Origin of the sequence: Pseudorhodobacter antarcticus, from assembly GCF_900110135.1 — a bacterium.
Lineage (GTDB): Bacteria > Pseudomonadota > Alphaproteobacteria > Rhodobacterales > Rhodobacteraceae > Pseudorhodobacter > Pseudorhodobacter antarcticus.
Window position 1 is genome coordinate 40,237 of the sequence record NZ_FOCO01000010.1, and the last position, 15,680, is coordinate 55,916.

At 60.9% G+C, this 15,680-nt stretch carries 21 protein-coding genes and 1 tRNA gene; 7 read left to right on the forward strand and 15 right to left on the reverse strand.

The window, feature by feature from the left end:
* Positions 1 to 188: 188 nt before the first annotated feature.
* Genes yidD through rpmH form a run of 3 tightly spaced genes read right to left on the reverse strand, consistent with a single transcriptional unit; the run spans position 189 to position 1,078 of the window.
* On the reverse strand, positions 189 to 428 hold the full coding sequence (gene yidD, locus BMY36_RS07060; protein WP_050520471.1) for a membrane protein insertion efficiency factor YidD: 240 nt from the start codon (positions 426 to 428) through the stop codon (positions 189 to 191).
* A complete protein-coding gene (gene rnpA, locus BMY36_RS07065) occupies positions 425 to 886 on the reverse strand; it encodes a ribonuclease P protein component (protein ID WP_050520472.1) in 462 nt (153 codons plus the stop codon). Before rnpA ends, yidD begins: the two co-directional genes overlap by 4 nt.
* Before the next feature lie 57 nt (positions 887 to 943).
* Entirely contained in the window at positions 944 to 1,078 is a 135-nt protein-coding gene (gene rpmH, locus BMY36_RS07070) for a 50S ribosomal protein L34 (RefSeq protein ID WP_050520473.1), read from the reverse strand.
* A gap of 405 nt (positions 1,079 to 1,483) precedes the next feature.
* Between rpmH and BMY36_RS07080 the strand changes: the two genes are divergently transcribed.
* The 4 genes from BMY36_RS07080 (at position 1,484) to BMY36_RS07095 (ending at position 5,239) form a co-directional block, all read left to right on the forward strand.
* On the forward strand, positions 1,484 to 2,167 hold the full coding sequence (locus tag BMY36_RS07080) for a TVP38/TMEM64 family protein (RefSeq protein WP_231579746.1): 684 nt from the start codon (positions 1,484 to 1,486) through the stop codon (positions 2,165 to 2,167).
* A 3-nt stretch (positions 2,168 to 2,170) separates the two neighbouring features.
* A complete protein-coding gene (locus BMY36_RS07085) occupies positions 2,171 to 3,589 on the forward strand; it encodes a dihydrolipoyl dehydrogenase family protein (protein ID WP_050520475.1) in 1,419 nt (472 codons plus the stop codon).
* A 74-nt stretch (positions 3,590 to 3,663) separates the two neighbouring features.
* The gene (locus BMY36_RS07090) at positions 3,664 to 5,097 is read left to right on the forward strand and encodes a sensor histidine kinase (RefSeq protein ID WP_050520476.1); all 1,434 of its coding nucleotides are present in this window, start codon (positions 3,664 to 3,666) and stop codon (positions 5,095 to 5,097) included.
* Positions 5,098 to 5,162: 65 nt separating this feature from the next.
* Positions 5,163 to 5,239 (forward strand) — tRNA-Arg (locus BMY36_RS07095).
* A 54-nt stretch (positions 5,240 to 5,293) separates the two neighbouring features.
* Here the strand turns inward: BMY36_RS07095 and BMY36_RS07100 are convergent.
* From BMY36_RS07100 to BMY36_RS07110, 3 genes are all read right to left on the reverse strand, one after another.
* A complete protein-coding gene (locus BMY36_RS07100; RefSeq protein ID WP_050520477.1) occupies positions 5,294 to 6,862 on the reverse strand; it encodes a trimethylamine methyltransferase family protein in 1,569 nt (522 codons plus the stop codon).
* 102 nt (positions 6,863 to 6,964) lie between these two features.
* On the reverse strand, positions 6,965 to 7,654 hold the full coding sequence (locus BMY36_RS07105) for an HAD family hydrolase (RefSeq protein ID WP_050520478.1): 690 nt from the start codon (positions 7,652 to 7,654) through the stop codon (positions 6,965 to 6,967).
* 14 nt (positions 7,655 to 7,668) lie between these two features.
* Positions 7,669 to 7,950 carry a DUF3572 domain-containing protein gene (locus BMY36_RS07110; RefSeq protein WP_050520479.1) on the reverse strand — a complete coding sequence of 94 codons (282 nt, stop codon included), beginning with the start codon at positions 7,948 to 7,950 and terminating at the stop codon, positions 7,669 to 7,671.
* Between the two features lie 175 nt (positions 7,951 to 8,125).
* Here BMY36_RS07110 and BMY36_RS07115 point away from each other — a divergent pair, with 175 nt between their 5' ends.
* On the forward strand, positions 8,126 to 9,511 hold the full coding sequence (locus BMY36_RS07115) for a diguanylate cyclase (protein WP_050520480.1): 1,386 nt from the start codon (positions 8,126 to 8,128) through the stop codon (positions 9,509 to 9,511).
* Here BMY36_RS07115 and BMY36_RS07120 read toward each other — a convergent pair.
* The 5 genes from BMY36_RS07120 to BMY36_RS07135 are packed head-to-tail and all read right to left on the reverse strand — an operon-like array spanning position 9,508 to position 11,617.
* Positions 9,508 to 10,011 carry a periplasmic heavy metal sensor gene (locus tag BMY36_RS07120; RefSeq protein ID WP_074818540.1) on the reverse strand — a complete coding sequence of 168 codons (504 nt, stop codon included), beginning with the start codon at positions 10,009 to 10,011 and terminating at the stop codon, positions 9,508 to 9,510. The genes BMY36_RS07115 and BMY36_RS07120 overlap by 4 nt on opposite strands.
* Before the next feature lie 3 nt (positions 10,012 to 10,014).
* Positions 10,015 to 10,395 (reverse strand): hypothetical protein, encoded by a 381-nt coding sequence (locus BMY36_RS07125; protein ID WP_074818536.1) that lies wholly within the window; start codon positions 10,393 to 10,395, stop codon positions 10,015 to 10,017.
* 1 nt (position 10,396) lies between these two features.
* A complete protein-coding gene (locus BMY36_RS07130; RefSeq protein WP_050520483.1) occupies positions 10,397 to 10,996 on the reverse strand; it encodes an RNA polymerase sigma factor in 600 nt (199 codons plus the stop codon).
* A 32-nt stretch (positions 10,997 to 11,028) separates the two neighbouring features.
* Positions 11,029 to 11,184, reverse strand: a complete 156-nt coding sequence (locus tag BMY36_RS19875; RefSeq protein WP_156215230.1) for a hypothetical protein — start codon at positions 11,182 to 11,184, stop codon at positions 11,029 to 11,031.
* A gap of 4 nt (positions 11,185 to 11,188) precedes the next feature.
* On the reverse strand, positions 11,189 to 11,617 hold the full coding sequence (locus BMY36_RS07135; protein WP_175469264.1) for an EF-hand domain-containing protein: 429 nt from the start codon (positions 11,615 to 11,617) through the stop codon (positions 11,189 to 11,191).
* A gap of 189 nt (positions 11,618 to 11,806) precedes the next feature.
* On the opposite strand from BMY36_RS07135, the gene BMY36_RS07140 reads away from it, so the two are divergent.
* Both BMY36_RS07140 and BMY36_RS07145 read left to right on the forward strand, forming a co-directional pair.
* Positions 11,807 to 12,199, forward strand: coding sequence for a DUF983 domain-containing protein (locus tag BMY36_RS07140; protein WP_050520485.1), 393 nt, complete (start codon positions 11,807 to 11,809; stop codon positions 12,197 to 12,199).
* A complete protein-coding gene (locus BMY36_RS07145) occupies positions 12,183 to 12,893 on the forward strand; it encodes an NUDIX hydrolase (protein WP_050520486.1) in 711 nt (236 codons plus the stop codon). The genes BMY36_RS07140 and BMY36_RS07145 overlap by 17 nt, the downstream gene beginning before the upstream one ends.
* Here BMY36_RS07145 and BMY36_RS07150 read toward each other — a convergent pair.
* From BMY36_RS07150 to BMY36_RS07165, 4 genes are read right to left on the reverse strand one after another with little or no spacing between them, the layout of a single operon-like run.
* Positions 12,890 to 13,786, reverse strand: coding sequence for a DMT family transporter (locus BMY36_RS07150; RefSeq protein ID WP_050520487.1), 897 nt, complete (start codon positions 13,784 to 13,786; stop codon positions 12,890 to 12,892). The two genes, BMY36_RS07145 and BMY36_RS07150, sit on opposite strands and share 4 nt — an antisense overlap.
* Positions 13,787 to 13,788: 2 nt before the next feature.
* Positions 13,789 to 14,685, reverse strand: a complete 897-nt coding sequence (locus BMY36_RS07155; protein WP_050520488.1) for a fatty acid desaturase — start codon at positions 14,683 to 14,685, stop codon at positions 13,789 to 13,791.
* 60 nt (positions 14,686 to 14,745) lie between these two features.
* On the reverse strand, positions 14,746 to 15,234 hold the full coding sequence (locus tag BMY36_RS07160) for a lipocalin/fatty acid-binding family protein (protein WP_050520489.1): 489 nt from the start codon (positions 15,232 to 15,234) through the stop codon (positions 14,746 to 14,748).
* A complete protein-coding gene (locus BMY36_RS07165; protein ID WP_050520490.1) occupies positions 15,222 to 15,680 on the reverse strand; it encodes a hypothetical protein in 459 nt (152 codons plus the stop codon). The genes BMY36_RS07160 and BMY36_RS07165 overlap by 13 nt, the downstream gene beginning before the upstream one ends.

Below are 15,680 nucleotides of genomic sequence, written 5' to 3' on the forward strand. Positions count from 1 at the left end.
CGCCGGGATTGACTGAGATGTTAACGCGCTACAGAAAATTACTTAAGGGCACCTCTATTAATACCATAAATGGTCAATGATCGCCCCGTAAGTAATTGTTTTCATTGCGGTCCCCTTTGGCGGTTCTGAATTAATAGAGGTGCCCTTAAAACTCGACAGATATATGCGATCTACCGCCGTGCGCGACGTTAGCGCGTCTTGCCTTTCGGCTTTGGCACCGGGTCATAGCCGGACCCGCCCCAAGGGTTGCAGCGGCAGATGCGGTGCGCGGTCAAATAGCCGCCTTTCAGGCCGCCATGCACCTCCAGCGCCTCCATCGCATAGGCCGAACAGGTGGGCAAAAAGCGGCACCCATGCCCCACCCACGGGCTGAGGAGGAGGCGATACGCCCGCACGGGGGCGGCGAGAACATGGGCCAGCGGGCTCATTTCAGCACGCCATTTTTGGACTGTGCAGGCCCATGCACGCGGGCCAGCGCGCATGCCAAATCCTGCAACAACATCGCGAAATTGCGGTCGATCGTGACCTGTGGACGGCCCACCAGCACATAATCCCAGCCCGTTTGCGCCAACAGCGGCAGCATCGCGCGCGCCACCTCACGCAGGCGGCGTTTAGCGCGGTTGCGGGCGACGGCGTTGCCGATTTTCTTGGAGCAGGTAAAGCCCACGCGCACGGCCGCATTATCATCGCCGCGCGCACGCGCTTGCAGCAAAAACCCTGTTGTTGCTTGCCTGCGGGCGGACGCCGCGCGCAGAAAATCGGCGCGTTGGGTCAGGATTTGAACGCGCAATCCGATTGGCGCGGCAGGATCGGCGCATGACAAAACCGCCGGGGGCTGCGGGGGGGGGGCATTGCTGCGCTGTCCCTTTGCCTCCGGCGGTGTCATGTCATTTGTCCTTGCAAAACGGTCCGACAAAAATCGGGGCTTTATGGCCCCAACCCTTTAGGCGGACAGCTTTTTACGGCCTTTGGCGCGGCGCAGGTTCAAAATATTGCGGCCAGCCTTGGTTGCCATACGCAGACGAAACCCGTGGCGCCGCGCGCGGACCAGGTTAGACGGTTGAAATGTACGCTTCATCGCGGTTCTCCATCACATGTGCATCAAGGTGGTTTTCGAGCGGGATTCGCCACAAACCTACCGTTGCGCTTATTCGAAGCCCGGTCTTTACGCATCCCTTTGCACCAAGTCAATTCGACAAGCCCGCAATTCTTGCAACATTTCGCGGTTATTTCCGGCCATGTTACAGGCGGCGGCGCGCAAATGTTACAACATGCCCGGTTTTAAGGCCAAATGGTTCACCCCACATCAAGGCCGCGTGAGGGGGGTGTCGCAGCGCAGCACAATCACGCAAGGTCTGCGGCACAAGATTACCAAAAGATTATAGCCTGCACACGACCCCGGAAAGGGATGCCTGATATGCCGACGACCCATAATGCCGCCCCACAAAACGATATGCGGCCAAAATCGGGGTGGCGCCAAAAGATGCCGATTCTGATCATTCTGGTCGTGGCGGCAGCGGGCGCGTTTTTTCTGCGTGACAAGATCAGCTTTGCCGCCTTGGCCGAAAACCGTGAGGCGCTGATTGCCTTTCGCGATGAGAATTATCTGGTGGCCGTGCTGGCCTTCATCGCCGCCTACACCGCAATCGTGGGGTTTTCATTGCCCGGCGCGCTGATTGCCACACTGACGGGTGGTTTTTTGTTTTCAACGTTCCCCGGCGTTTTGTTCAACGTGACCGGGGCCACATTGGGGGCCATTGCGATATTCACGGCGGCGCGCAGCGGGTTTGGCGCAAAATTCGCGGAAAAACTGGAAGGGCGCGGCGGCGCTGTGGCGAAGCTGCAGGTGGGGTTGCGTGAAAACGAATGGTCCGTGCTGTTTTTGATGCGGCTGGTGCCTGCGGTGCCATTTTTCATCGCCAATCTTATTCCGGCCTTTGTCGGGACCGCCCTGCCCCGCTTTGCAATCTCTACCTTTCTGGGGATTTTGCCCGGCACGTTGGTGTTTACATCCGTGGGCGCAGGGTTGGGTGAGGTGTTTGCGAGGGGCGAAACGCCCGATCTGTCGATCATCTTTGCGCCTCATATTTTGGGGCCAATTCTGGGGCTTGCGGCATTGTCAGCGCTACCCATTATTCTGAAATTCTTTCGTAAAAAGGGCGCATGAGCCATGGAAACCATTAACACAGACATTTGTATCATCGGGGCCGGGTCGGGCGGGTTGTCCATCGCGGCGGGGGCTGTGCAAATGGGCGCGCGCGTGGTGCTGATTGAAGGCGGCGAAATGGGCGGCGACTGCCTGAACGCGGGCTGCGTACCGTCCAAAGCGTTGATTGCAGCGGCAAAACACGCCCATGCCATGACCACAGGGGCGGCGTTTGGCATCACACCCAGCCAGCCGCAAATCGACTTTGCGGCGGTAAAGGCCCATGTGGCCCGCGTGGTGGAAGGCATCGCGCCCGTTGACAGTCAGGAACGGTTTGAAGGGCTTGGGGTGCGCGTGATCCGCGATTGGGCCAAATTCACGGGGCCAGATTGCGTGGAGGCGGGCGGATACCGCATCAAGGCGCGCCGCTATGTGGTCGCCACAGGGTCGCGCCCGTTCGTGCCGCCGATTCCCGGTATTGAAGGCGTGCCTTACTTTACGAATGAGACGATTTTTGCCCAAACCGACCGCCCCGACCATTTGATCGTGATTGGTGGCGGCCCGATTGGCATGGAAATGGCGCAAGCGCACCAGCGCCTTGGCTGTCGCGTGACGGTAATCGAAGGGGCAAAAGCCTTTGGCCGCGATGACCCGGAAGCGGCGGCGGTGGTGCTGTCGCGGATGCGCACGGAGGGGGTTGAGGTGATGGAGGACGCGCCCGTGGTGCGGGTGGGCGGTGCTGCGGGTGCGATTGAGGTGGAAATTAAGGACGGCCGCGTGGTGCGTGGCACCCATTTGCTGATGGCTGTTGGCCGCAAGGTCGCATTGGACAAGCTGGGGCTGGAGGCGGCGGGGGTGGAATTTACCCGCAAGGGCGTCACCGTGGGGGCCGATCTGCGGTCCAGCAACAAACGCGTTTATGCGGTGGGCGATGCGGCGGGGGGCCTGCAGTTTACCCATGTCGCGGGCTATCATGCGGGTGTGGTCATTCGCCAAATGCTGTTTGGCCTGCCTGCAAAGGCGGGCACGGCGCATATTCCGTGGGCCACCTATACCGACCCGGAACTGGCGCAAATTGGCCCGACGGAAGCCGAGGCCCGCAAACTGCACGGCGATGCGCTTCGTGTGGTGCGGTTCGAATTTGCGGAGAATGACCGTGCGCAGACGGAACGCAAAACCGAAGGCTTGATCAAAGTGATGGTTTTGAAGGGCCGCCCCATCGGGGCCACGATCGCAGGCGCACAAGCGGGCGAGTTGATTGGCCTATGGGCGCTGGCGATCGCCAATAAGGTAAAGATGAGTGGTGTGGCGGGAACTGTGTTGCCTTATCCGACGTTGAATGAGGTATCAAAACGCGCGGCGGGGGCCTATTTTTCCCCGCAGTTGTTTGATAATCCGATGTTGAAACGGGTTGTGGGGCTGGTGCAGCGCTTTGTGCCGTAAGATTTGCCTTTGGGCAGGCGCTGGGGTGGGCTGTCTGCCCTCCCCAGACCCCTCCCGAGGATATTTGTGACCAAATGATGGGGGTAGGGTTGAAGGAAAGAAGGTCGGGATTTTTTCGGACGCTATCGGGGCGGTTTTTGCTGCTGACCGTGGTGTTCGTTATGCTGGCCGAAGTGTTGATTTTTGTGCCGTCGATCGCGCGGTTTCGCGAAGATTACCTGCTGTTGCGGCTGGAAAAGGCGCAAATTGCATCGCTGGCGCTGTTAGCGACAGATGGGATGATCAGTGCGGAATTGGAAAAGGAACTGCTGGCCAATGCCGATGTATACAACGTGGTGTTGTGGCGCGACCAAATCCGGCAATTGATCCTTTCCTCGCCCGTCACCAATGACGTGTCCGCGACGTATGATCTGCGCAGGGCCACGCCACTGATTTTGCTGCGCGATGCGTTGGTGGTGTTGGTGGACACGCAACCCCGCGCCATCCGAGTGCTTGGCAATCCGGTGCAGGATGCGGGGTCGCTGATTGAAGTGACGATGCCGACCCAACCCTTGCGCCAAGCCATGCTGGAATATGGCTTGCGGATTTTGGTCTTGTCGGCATTGATTTCGGTGGTCACCGCCGCGCTGTTGTTTTTGGCGGTGCAGCGGTTGTTGGTGGTGCCCATTCGCCGCGTGGTCCGCCACATGGCGCTGTATGCAGAGGCGCCCGAGGATGCGCGCCGGGTGATTGCGCCAACATCCACCGTGGTGGAATTGCGCGATGCCGAGGAAGCGTTGCAAAGCCTGCAAACACAGATGACCGGCGCGTTGCGCCAAAAGGAACGCTTGGCGCAGCTAGGGTCGGCGGTGGCAAAAATTAGCCATGATTTGCGCAATATTTTGACTACGGCGCAGTTGTTTGCCGACCGGATGGAGCGTAGCGCGGACCCCGCCGTGGCGCGCATCGCGCCCAAATTGGTCGGGTCGATCACCCGCGCGGTGTCACTGTGCGAATCAACGCTCGCCTTTGGCAAGGCCGAGGAGCCGCCGCCGCGCCTGTCGCGTTTTGCCCTGCGCCCTTTGATTGATGAGGTGATTGAGGCCGAGGCGCTGGACGAACGTCCGGGCGTGACCTGTCTGGTCGATGTGCCCATGGGCATGGTGTTGCGCGCCGATACCGAGCAATTGTACCGCATCCTTGCCAACTTGATGCGCAACGCCATGCAAGCGTTGGAGGCGACAGGCAAGGACGGCGTGATTGAGGTTTCGGGCGGGGAAAGCGACACGGAATGGTGGATCAAGGTGGGCGACACCGGGCCGGGACTGCCCCCCCGCGCACGCGAGCATTTGTTCACCGCGTTTCAGGGCGGGGCGCGCAAGGGCGGGTCTGGTTTGGGGTTGGCGATTGCGTTTGAATTGGTGCGTGGGCATGGCGGGCGGTTGGAATTGCTGCGCAGTGATGAGGCAGGCACCGAGTTTATCATCCATTTCCCCAAGGTTGACGGGCTGGATGCGATGGTCGCATGAAACTTGCGCCAATCCGCTTTTCCCCCCTTGCAATGGTTTGCGCAGGGCGTTAGATCGCCCTTGTTGCACCCGTAGCTCAGCTGGATAGAGCATCAGACTACGAATCTGAGGGTCGGGCGTTCGAATCGCTCCGGGTGCACCATTTCCCCAATACCCAAGCCGATTGCGCTGCCAAACCAACGGCTTGCGCCGCGCCTTAGAAATCTGTGGGCGCGCCGCCTTCCTGTTTGCGTTTGGCGACAAAGCGGGCCAAATCCTCGCGGTGATCGCCGTTCATTTCCGGCGCTTCAAATTCGGCCATGATTTGTTTGAAAATCTTGTGTGCGCGTTCATGTGTCCAAACCGCGCCGTCTTGTTCCCATGCTTCATAATTGCGCCAATCCGATACCATCGGCGCATAAAACGCGTCTTGGTAACGGTCTTGGGTGTGCTGGCAGCCGAAATAATGCCCGCCTGCGCCCACTTCTTTGATCGTGTCAAAGGCCAGGTCTTCGTCGCGGGTGGCGAATGTCGCCTCCTCAAAATAGCGCTGGATCATTTGCAGCACTTCGCAATCCATGATGAACTTTTCGGGGCTGGCGATCAGCCCGCCTTCCAGCCAGCCCGCCGCGTGGTAAACCATGTTGGTGCCCGATTGCACGGCGGCCCACAGGCTGTTCGAAGTTTCCCACATCGCCTGCCCGTCCGGCGCGTTGGCGGCACAGACACCTGATGACCGCAGCGGCAGCCCGTAAAACCGCGCCATTTGCCCGGTCATTTGTGTGGCGCGCATATATTCCGGCGTGCCAAAGGCAGGCGCACCCGACTTCATATCGACGTTGCTGGTGAATGTGCCCAGCGCCACTGGGCAACCGGGGTTGATGTATTGCAGCAGTGCAATCGCTGCCAACCCTTCGGCGATTGAAAGTGCCACCGCGCCCGACATGGTCACGGGGGCCATCGCACCTGCCAGCGTGAAGGGCGTGACCACCACAGGCTGGCCGCGTTTTGCCAGCCGCATCGCGCCGTCCAGCATCGGGTAATCATGCTTTAACGGGCTGACCGAGTTGATGTTAGTGTACATGCGCGGCTTGGCGTCAAATTCCGCGTGCGACAACCCGCCCGCAAGCCGCACCATTTCCATCACATCCTCCACCCGCTCCGCACCAAGGCTGTAAGCGTGAACGACCTTGTCCGTCAGCGTCAGCTTTTCATACAGGCAATCAAGGTGGCGCACCGCGGGGTGAATATCAATCGGTTCCACCGGGTAGCCGCCCGCGATGTGAATGCAGTTGAAATACTGCGTCAACTTCATGAATTCCTTGAAGGATTCAAAATCGCCGGACCGTTTTCCCCGTTCCATATCCCACGCATTGGGCGGCGAGGAGACGTTGACAAACACCATATGCTTGCCGCCGATAATCAACTCTCGGTCGGGGTTACGCGGCGTGATGGTGAACTGTTCTGGCGCATGGGCCAGCATTTCCATCACGAAATCTTCGTCCATCCGCACGTTTTCGCCGGTAATTTTACAGCCCGCGCGTGCCAAAATGGCGACCGCATCGGGGTTCAAAAACACGATGCCAATTTCGGACAAAATCCGCATGGCGGTGCGGTGGATGGCCTGCACGCCATCGGCGTCAAGCGGTTCCACGGGTCGGTCGGGGTTTACGGGGATACGCCACGGCATTTGGTCAATCGCCGCCGACCCTGCACGGGTTTTGTTGCCTGCCCGCCCGCCTGCCCGCCCGGTTACTCTGCGGCGACGTCCTGCGTCCTCATCCATGCCAAAACTCCGTGCCTGTGTCCGTTTGGCAAACCATGCCGCAAGAGGGGGCATAAGGCCCCCTTCAACAGCGACACAGATACGTCGTTTTTGGCAAATGCCTTAGCGCAGGCTGTCAATCCATGCACCCAAATGACCAATATCGGGCAAAACCACATCGGCATGCGGGGCCAGATCGGCGGCGACCGCGATGCCTGTCAGCACCGCCGCCGTGCGCATGCCCGCCGCGCGCCCGGCCTCCAGATCATGCAGGCTGTCGCCCACCATCACCACGCGCGCAGGCGCCAACCCTGTGGTGCGCGCAAAGGCCAAACACATCCCCGGCCCCGGCTTTGCGCCGTGCCCGCTGTCAAACCCCGCAATGAAATCAAATAGATCTGCAATGCCATGCGCGTTCAGATGTGCGCGCGCAGGCCCTTCGCTGTCATTGGTGGCAAGGCCCAACTGCAGGCCCCGCGCGCGCAACGCCGCCAAAACCGGGCGCAGCGGCACCGCAGGTGCCATGACCGCATCCTGCGCGCAGGCGTTCAGCACCGCCGCCAAACCCACTTGGTCCATCCCCGGCATCAACGGCAACAACACAGCGGAAATATCCATCGCCGTGCCTGCAATGACCGGGCTAGTGCGCACAAAATCTTGGGTTTCACGGTCATAGCCCATCGCGACCGCCAACGCATCGGCATGGGCATCATCCACCGCAATTTGCCCCAACAGGCGCTGCACCCAGCCGCCCCAACTTGCCCGAAAATCAAACAGCGTCCCGTCCTTGTCGAACACCACCCCGTCAATCATACCCGCGCCCCCCTTTACGTCCAATTGATCTGTGCGCCCCCCGGCAGCATGGCGCGCGCTTGCATCGGCACCTCATAGCGCAGCTGCGCATCGTCGCAAAACGCCATCACCCAAGCGTCATCCGTTAACAAAAAGTCCATAACGGCGGCCAAAAATGTGGGTTGCGTCGCCGCTGTTGCCAAATCTGATACGTCGGCACCTGTTGCACCCAGAAAAACCGGAAACAAATCTTCATTCCCGGCCAACCAGCCAAGGGCCTGCAAGGCCACCGTTTCAGCTTTGTCTCGCGCAATCATCGGCGGAATCCCTCTTATAGCTTGGCCATTACGGCCTATTACCGCCCATTTCACGCACATGTCACCTGTTCGTGAAATAATTGCGCTGATTGATGCCAATTTAGAAAGAGTTTCTTAACCACTTCCTCACAATTATGAACGTAATCTTACCTGTGCGTAACGTAGGTGTATCCGAATGTCTGGCAAAATTCTTATCGTCGATGACGTGGCGACCAACCGCATCGTTTATAAAGTCAAGCTGGGGGCAGCTTGCTATGCGCCCATGATGGCCGCAGATGGGAAAACATGTCTGGCGATGGCCCGCAGCGAAAAGCCGGATTTGATTTTGTTGGACCTTGTGCTGCCCGATATGTCGGGCACCGAGGTGCTGCGCCATTTGCGTGCAGATCCTGCCACCGCCAGCATCCCTGTAGTGGTATTTTCGGCCGAGGCGGACGCGGCCGCACGTTTGGCGGCGCTTGCGGCAGGCGCGGATGATTTTTTAACCAAATCGGTGGATGATCAAACGCTGATGGCACGTTTGCGCAACCTGCTGCGCGGCCGTGAAGCGTTGACAGAGCTGGAAAACGGCACCGCCCCCTTGCGCACTTTGGGTTTTGCCGAACCAACGGCGGCGTTTGCCTTGCCTGGGTCCATCGCCTTGGTCACCCATCGCCCCGAAACCGCGCTGCGCTGGCGGCGTGACCTTGGGCCCCATTTGCGCGATCAGATGATCATGTTGTCGCGGGAAACGGCTTTGTCTGACACGCCCAACCTGCCACCGCCCGATGTCTATGTGATCGAATCCGATCTGGCCGACCCGATGGGCGGGTTGCGCCTGATGTCGGAATTGCGCAGCCGCACCCTGACGCGTCACGCCGCGATTTGCATTGTCAAAACCGGGGACGCACCGGGTGATGCCGCGATGGCCTTTGATTTGGGCGCGAATGAGGTGGTGCTGACCGGGGTGGACCCGCGCGAATTTGGTCTGCGCATTGCCCGCCTGATGCAGCGCAAACGTGCTGCGGATCAATTGCGCGCCTCTGTCCGCGATGGGCTGCGCCTTGCGGTGATCGACCCGTTGACCGGGCTTTACAACCGCCGCTACGCCCTTAATCGTCTGTCAGAGATCGCGGAGCTGGCGCTAACCACGGAGCGCCCATTTGCCGTCATGGTCCTTGATCTGGACCGCTTCAAAGAGGTGAATGACACCCACGGCCACCCCGCAGGCGACGCGGTGTTGACCGAAGTGGCGCGGCGCATGACCATCAACATTCGCCAAAACGATCTGCTGGCCCGCATCGGCGGAGAAGAGTTTTTGATTGCCCTACCCGAAACCGATCTGGCGCAGGCCAATATGATCGCGCAACGCCTGTGCGAAGCTGTGCAAGAGGCCCCGTTTGACGTGCCGGGGGCGGCGCCCCTGCGCCTTACCACCTCTATCGGGCTGGCGATTTGGTCGGGCGCGCGCATGCTTGGCCATGCATCGGTGTCTGAGGTGATTGACCGCGCCGATCAAGCGCTGCTGGGCGCGAAATCGGCGGGCCGCAACCGCGTCACCATTGGGCGCAGCGCCGCTTAATGGTCCCGCTTGCGGTCGCCCCGGCGGCGCAGCGATTTTTCCAACCGATCCGCAAGGCCAGCCCGTTGTGCTGCGGACATGCCGTTCAATCGGTCCAGCAACAAGGTTTGCCCCAATTCTTGTCGCTGCGCACCACGCGCCATTCCGACCTGCAAGGTGGCGCGAAACGCTGCCGCATCAAACGGATCGGTCCGCAATCCCGTCAGCAACTGCCCCAAATCATCGCGCATCTGCCGCCGTTCTGCCCGAATATCAGGCTTTGCGCCCACATACCCCCGGCGCAACGCGCGGCGGTCTTCCTCCTCCAACGCCTCGGCGAACAGACCAAACCCAATGTCGCGGGCGGCAAATTCGGCGCGTTCTGGGCCACCAAACCGGCCAAGTGCGGCCCCACCGACCACCCCCAGCACAGCCAAATTCAGCGCCAGTGACACGAACAAAACCAACCGCCCCCAGCGAAAGGGCGGTTTGATTTGGGGCGGGGAAACAGGGGCGGTCATCATCTATCCTTCAATCACGAAATCATCGAACGCGGGGAAAACATCCAGCGTTTCGGTTGTCGTATTGCCCACCAGCAACAGGTCGGACACCTGCCCCGGCTGGGCAAACCCAATCCAAACGCCCGCAAGGGCGGCCGCAGACAGCCCCGCCAGCGCGGGCCCGCCGCCAATCGCCGCCAAAATCCTGCGCCACAGCGTCTGCGACTGCGACTGCGACTGCGACTGCGACTGCGACGGGCCCTGCGTTGGGCCCTGCGCGGGCACAACCATCGCGCGCGGCTGATGCAGTTGCGCATCCGCCAAAACCCGCGCCATCACCCCATCAGACACCACAGGCACATCGCGCGCTGCTGCAAAAAGATCATCCAAGTCCTTGTCTTGCATGCTAAGTTCCGTCCTCATATCCCAAATCCTCTTGGCGTCCAGCCAGCGCTGCGGCCAAGGCCCGCTTGCCCCGCGCAGTCAAACTTTCCACCGCTTCCACCCCGATGTCCATCACCAGCGCAATCTCGGGGTTGGTCAAACCCTCAAGATGACGCAGCACGACGGCTTGGCGTTGGCGGTCTGGCAACAAGTCCAGCGTCGCGTAAAGCGCGGCTTTGCGGTCCCGCGCCACCATCCCTGCCACCACACCGGGCGCGCCATCGGCCACGTCCGGCGCATCGTCCAATGTCACGGCCCGGCGGCGCACGCGCCCGCGCAGACGGTCGGTACACAAGTTGGCAACCACGCGGTACAGCCACGTTGATACCCGCGCCTCGCCCGGTCGCCAATCGGGGGCCACCCGCCACAACCGCAGCATCGCCTCTTGCGCGACATCTTCCGCCTCGGCCCGGTCACCGCCCAACATCCGCGCGGCAAACCCCATCACACGCGGCACATGGCGGGCCGCCAACACGCGTGCGGCCCCTGGATCCCCACTGGCATACAGCACCATCAAGGCATCATCAGGCGTATCTGTGGCATCGTCAAAGGGCATGGCCATCCTATGGTCAGTAGCGTCAAGCCACGTCATTTTCAATCGCGCAACGCTTGGGCCCCCGCCCCACACATGGCGCGGCGCAGGGGGAAAAACGTATCAGCCTTTATCGTCTTTACGGTCGCCACTGCGGCCCTCACCATGCTTGCCACCGCGTTTTTCCATCCGCGCGGCCCGCTTTTCCATCGCCACATCGGCTTAGACCTTGGTGATCGCGCCGTCTTTGTCGGTGTCCACGCGGTCAAACATCTTGTCGACGCGCCCTGCTGCTGGCGTCATTTCTGCAAGTGACAGCACACCGTCTTTGTTCGCGTCTTGGCGTTCCAGCATCCGCGCCGCCCGCTTTTCGCCGCGCTTTTGGTCCTGTTCTGCCTGCCCGGCCGTCAATTCCGCCGCGGACAGATTGCCATCTTTGTCGGTGTCCATCGCGGTCAATCGGGCAGTGCGGTAAGCCGCCACTTCGCCTTTGGTCACGCGGCCATCGGCATCAACATCCATCGCGGCAAAATCAAACATCGGCCCCATATGGTCGCCGCCACGCCCTTGCGCCATCGCAACGGTCGACAGACTGGCGGCAACCAGCCCGGCCAAAGTAACAGCGCTCAACAACTTCTTTGTATGGATCATCATCGTGTTCCTTGTAATCGGGCGGTGTCGCCCTGTTTCATACATAGTCAAACGCACGTTACGCTGCGTTCCGTCGCAAGCCGCGCAAGATTTTTGCGACATCGCGCCGCAACCGTGATCTGCCCCTCCCCTTTGCGCCCAAACCGCGCTATACTTGAACTTCTCAAAACACCGCAGCGCGAGGATGCCATGCCCGATCAAACCCTGTCGATGGAAGAGGATCGCCCCCTCGGCCCCGCCCTGCGCAACGGGTGGAAATGCCGCTGCCCCAGTTGTGGTGCGGGACCCATGCTGCGCGGCTATTTGACCGTGCGGGACAGTTGCCCGGTGTGTGCCGAAGAATTGCACCACCACCGAGCCGATGATGGACCTGCCTATCTGACCATTTTGATCGTCGGGCATTTGATGGCACCACTGCTGCTGTGGGCCTTTGTCAAATACCGCCCCGATCCGCTGGTTTTGGGCACCATCTTTTGCATCGGCACGGTTGCGCTGTCGCTGTTTTTGCTGCCCCGGCTGAAAGGGGCGATCGTCGCGTTGCAATGGTCCAAACGGATGCACGGCTTTGGCAAGCGCGCCTGATGTGGGCAAGGCGGGGGGCGATAAAACCGCCCTGCGCCCCGCCGCAACGATCGTTTTATGGCGTATAGGGCCTGACAGTGCCCCTGAAGTTTTGATGGGCCAACGCGGGGCCGCCGCCGCGTTCATGCCGTCAAAACACGTCTTTCCGGGCGGCGCTGTGGACCCTGCTGATGCAGATGTCACCTTGGCCCACCCCCTGCCTGCCCTTTGTGCCGTGCGTTTGGCCCAAAACACCGAAATCGCCCCCCAAACCCTTGCGGCAGCCGCGATACGCGAGTTGTGGGAGGAAACTGGCCTTGCCCTTGGCACCCCCGGCGATTGGTGCAGCCCCCCGCCTGATGCGGATCACGATTGGGCGGGGTTTGCCGCGCGCAGGCTGCAACCGTCAGCCCGCGATATGCAGTTTATCTTTCGCGCGATCACGCCCCCCGGTCGCACCCGCCGCTTTGACGCCCGGTTTTTCCTTGTTCCGGCCACCGCAATCGCGGGCGATATGGATGATTTCAGCGCCGCCTCGGATGAGTTGTCGCACCTGCATTGGATCGCCCTTGCGCAAACCCGCAGCCTTGATCTGCCGTTTATCACCGAAGTGGTCTTGGCAGAGGTAGCGGCCCATCTGGCATCAGCGCCCAGCACTGGCGTGCCGTTTTTCGACAATTCCACCGACCGCCCTCAGTTTCGCCGCATCGCCTAAGCGATCAAAACGATCAACGCGATGGACGCGGCCAACAGGGCCATGCCCGCCACCTCGCGCGGTTTTGGCCGTTCCCCAAACACAAAAACCGACACCAAAATGGAAAAAATCAGCTCTACCTGCCCGACAGACCGGACATACGCGGCGTTTTGCAGTGCAAATGCCGTGAACCACCCCAGCGACCCCAGCACCCCCGTCACCCCCACTGGCAAGGTCGCCCGCCACGCGCGCAGCACGCGGCCCACCTCACCGGGTTCGCGCCACCGCAGCCAAAGCACCATCGCCACAGTTTGAAACGCAGTCACACAGGCCAGCGCCAGCACCGCACGAAACAGCGGGTCGTCATTGGCAATTGCCAGCGTTGCCCCGCGATATCCGATCGCAGACAGCCCGAAAAACGCCCCCGCCAGCAGGCCCAAAACCGTGGCCCGGTTGAATATCCGCCCCGACCGCCACCCGTCTGGTGGGCGCGACAACAGCAAAACCCCGGCCAGCCCGATCAGAATGGCAACGATGCCCATCCCCGATACCGCCTCAGCCAGAAACACTGCGGAAAACAGCGCAACCTGCACCGTTTCGGTCTTGGTAAAGGCAATTCCCACCGCGAAACTGCGTTCCGAAAACAGCGCCACAGTGCAAAAGGTTGCCACGATCTGCCCAATCCCGCCCGCAATCGCAAAACCCCAGAACGCAAGGCCCAGCGGTGGCAACGCATGGCCGCGCGCCAAGATCATCGCGCAAACGCCTGCCCCCGCCAGCGGCACCGCGAACAAAAACCGTGAAAACGTCGCGCCGCCTGTGGACAGGCCCAGCCCCTTTAACCGCTTTTGCAGCATAAACCGCACGGTTTGCACCGCAGCCGCCGCCACGGTTGCCACAATCCACAGCGCCATCGCTATGGCTTGGCTGCGGGATAATGCGGATGCACCAGCGGATCCTTGGCGCGCAGAAAATACCGCGCAAACACTGCGCCATAGCTGCGATAGACATAACCATCATTGCGCGCCAAAACTGCCCCCCGGCTGGCCGTATACAGGGCGGGCAATTGATACCATGGCACGCCGGGATGCGCATGATGCACAGCATGAAAATTATTGTTCAAAAACAAGATCGAAAGCGGCCCACGATCCTCCACCACCACGGTGCGCCCAGCGGGGTCCACATGTGCGCGATGTTCCAAAAACGTGCGGATTTTCAGCAATCCATGCCCCAGCCATGCCGCCAGCAAATAAGCCCACCACGGCATCGCGGCCATCCAAAGCCACGCGACCACAGGCACCAACCCCAGCGCATGCAGCCCCCAATCGCGGCGCAGGCCGGGGGCATTTTGCGCAAACAGCGCCGCCTCGCTGCGCAGCCACATCGCATTGCCCACAATCGGCCCCAGCACAATCCGCCCCAGCAGGGTGTTGTTGGCTGAAAACAGCGCCCGCGCCCAGCCCGGCAGCCGCACCCACACCGCAGGGTCAAAGAAATTACTTTCAGGATCATCATAGGGATCGGTCAAAACCGGGTCATGGTGATGCGCCAAATGCGTATCGCGAAACCGCCCGTAAGGTACGGTTAACGTCAACGCGGGCGACACAACCGTCTCATTCAGCCAGCGAATACGGAAGGGGTGGCCGTGCAACGCCTCATGTTGCAAGGACGAAAACTGCACGATCGCCAACCCTGCCAGAACAATTCCCAAGGCAGGCGACAGCGCATAGCCCAAAGTGGTCGCCCCCCCCCACACCGCATAGGTCAGCGCCAGCAGTGCCAACGTTCCCCCTTCAATGCGCGCAATCTTCATATCGCCCCCCATTTGCGCCGATATACGCCATATCGCGGCCCACAGGCAAAAGTTTTTGCGTCATCGCAGCCGCGCCAGCGCATAGCCGTTCCAATCCAGCACCTCGCGCGCGGCGGCCAGCCTGTCGCGCGGCAGATCGCCGCCCCGGTTCAGGATGAACCCAAACCGCCCGGATGGCGTGCCAATTGCCAGCGTGAGATAGCCCATATCGGCCCACAGCACCCACCACGCCTCACCACCCGGCGTGGCAAACCGGCCCGGTCCCACCGCCGCAAGCGGCCCCGAAAACGCGGTAGCGACACCGTTCAGGCATAAATTCGCATCCACCCGCAGGCCATTTGCGGTCTGCACAATCCGCGCTTTGCCTTTGCGACAGGCGGGTGCCGCCGCCGTAGCAAATTCCGCCACTTGGACCCATTCGCCCACCAGCCCCGCGTTTTCCAGCACCGCGTTGGAATACATCTGCACCCCAGGTTTGCGAAATCCCTCGACCTGCGTGGGGGCTGCAACACAGCCTGCCAACAGCATCAGCGCCATCAATCGATACATAAGTCCACCCTGCGCCCATCGTTTTGCAACACAGCATTGCACCCCAGCAAGGGCTTCACGGGCGCGCAAGTCCTTGACCTTGCAAGGCAAACCCCATCACAATCGCTTTCGCGCTTGCATTGCTTGCCACTGTCACGGGTGGGGGTTTGGCAGGTCATCAGCCCAGACGCCCCAAAGGCCACAAAGCTGCCGCCTCGTTTTTCACAGGCAATTTGATCGGGGATTTTGCGGCCTGCAATTGGTTCAGGCTTGGGCATTGGCACGAGCGCAGCACTGGGCGCTGGCGCAGCGGCAGCGGCGGGCGGCGCGTCCAAACGCGTTACCTCCACAGTCGGGCCAATAATCGCATTGGGTGGTGCAATATCGGTTGCCGCATCAGGCCCCGCACCGCCGCCCATTTGGCATGCAGACAGGGCCACGGCCAACATCAGCCAACGAAACCCCAT

Excerpts from the sequence above, each read along its gene's own strand:
- yidD (WP_050520471.1), bottom strand. The coding sequence starts at position 428 with ATGAGCCCGCTGGCCCATGTTCTCGCCGCCCCCGTGCGGGCGTATCGC.
- rnpA (WP_050520472.1), bottom strand. The coding sequence starts at position 886 with ATGACACCGCCGGAGGCAAAGGGACAGCGCAGCAATGCCCCCCCCCCG.
- rpmH (WP_050520473.1), bottom strand. The coding sequence starts at position 1,078 with ATGAAGCGTACATTTCAACCGTCTAACCTGGTCCGCGCGCGGCGCCAC.
- BMY36_RS07080 (WP_231579746.1), top strand. The coding sequence starts at position 1,484 with ATGCCGATTCTGATCATTCTGGTCGTGGCGGCAGCGGGCGCGTTTTTT.
- BMY36_RS07085 (WP_050520475.1), top strand. The coding sequence starts at position 2,171 with ATGGAAACCATTAACACAGACATTTGTATCATCGGGGCCGGGTCGGGC.
- BMY36_RS07090 (WP_050520476.1), top strand. The coding sequence starts at position 3,664 with ATGATGGGGGTAGGGTTGAAGGAAAGAAGGTCGGGATTTTTTCGGACG.
- BMY36_RS07100 (WP_050520477.1), bottom strand. The coding sequence starts at position 6,862 with ATGGATGAGGACGCAGGACGTCGCCGCAGAGTAACCGGGCGGGCAGGC.
- BMY36_RS07105 (WP_050520478.1), bottom strand. The coding sequence starts at position 7,654 with ATGATTGACGGGGTGGTGTTCGACAAGGACGGGACGCTGTTTGATTTT.
- BMY36_RS07110 (WP_050520479.1), bottom strand. The coding sequence starts at position 7,950 with ATGATTGCGCGAGACAAAGCTGAAACGGTGGCCTTGCAGGCCCTTGGC.
- BMY36_RS07115 (WP_050520480.1), top strand. The coding sequence starts at position 8,126 with ATGTCTGGCAAAATTCTTATCGTCGATGACGTGGCGACCAACCGCATC.
- BMY36_RS07120 (WP_074818540.1), bottom strand. The coding sequence starts at position 10,011 with ATGACCGCCCCTGTTTCCCCGCCCCAAATCAAACCGCCCTTTCGCTGG.
- BMY36_RS07125 (WP_074818536.1), bottom strand. The coding sequence starts at position 10,395 with ATGCAAGACAAGGACTTGGATGATCTTTTTGCAGCAGCGCGCGATGTG.
- BMY36_RS07130 (WP_050520483.1), bottom strand. The coding sequence starts at position 10,996 with ATGGCCATGCCCTTTGACGATGCCACAGATACGCCTGATGATGCCTTG.
- BMY36_RS19875 (WP_156215230.1), bottom strand. The coding sequence starts at position 11,184 with ATGTGGCGATGGAAAAGCGGGCCGCGCGGATGGAAAAACGCGGTGGCA.
- BMY36_RS07135 (WP_175469264.1), bottom strand. The coding sequence starts at position 11,617 with ATGATCCATACAAAGAAGTTGTTGAGCGCTGTTACTTTGGCCGGGCTG.
- BMY36_RS07140 (WP_050520485.1), top strand. The coding sequence starts at position 11,807 with ATGCCCGATCAAACCCTGTCGATGGAAGAGGATCGCCCCCTCGGCCCC.
- BMY36_RS07150 (WP_050520487.1), bottom strand. The coding sequence starts at position 13,786 with ATGGCGCTGTGGATTGTGGCAACCGTGGCGGCGGCTGCGGTGCAAACC.
- BMY36_RS07155 (WP_050520488.1), bottom strand. The coding sequence starts at position 14,685 with ATGAAGATTGCGCGCATTGAAGGGGGAACGTTGGCACTGCTGGCGCTG.
- BMY36_RS07160 (WP_050520489.1), bottom strand. The coding sequence starts at position 15,234 with ATGTATCGATTGATGGCGCTGATGCTGTTGGCAGGCTGTGTTGCAGCC.
- BMY36_RS07165 (WP_050520490.1), bottom strand. The coding sequence starts at position 15,680 with ATGGGGTTTCGTTGGCTGATGTTGGCCGTGGCCCTGTCTGCATGCCAA.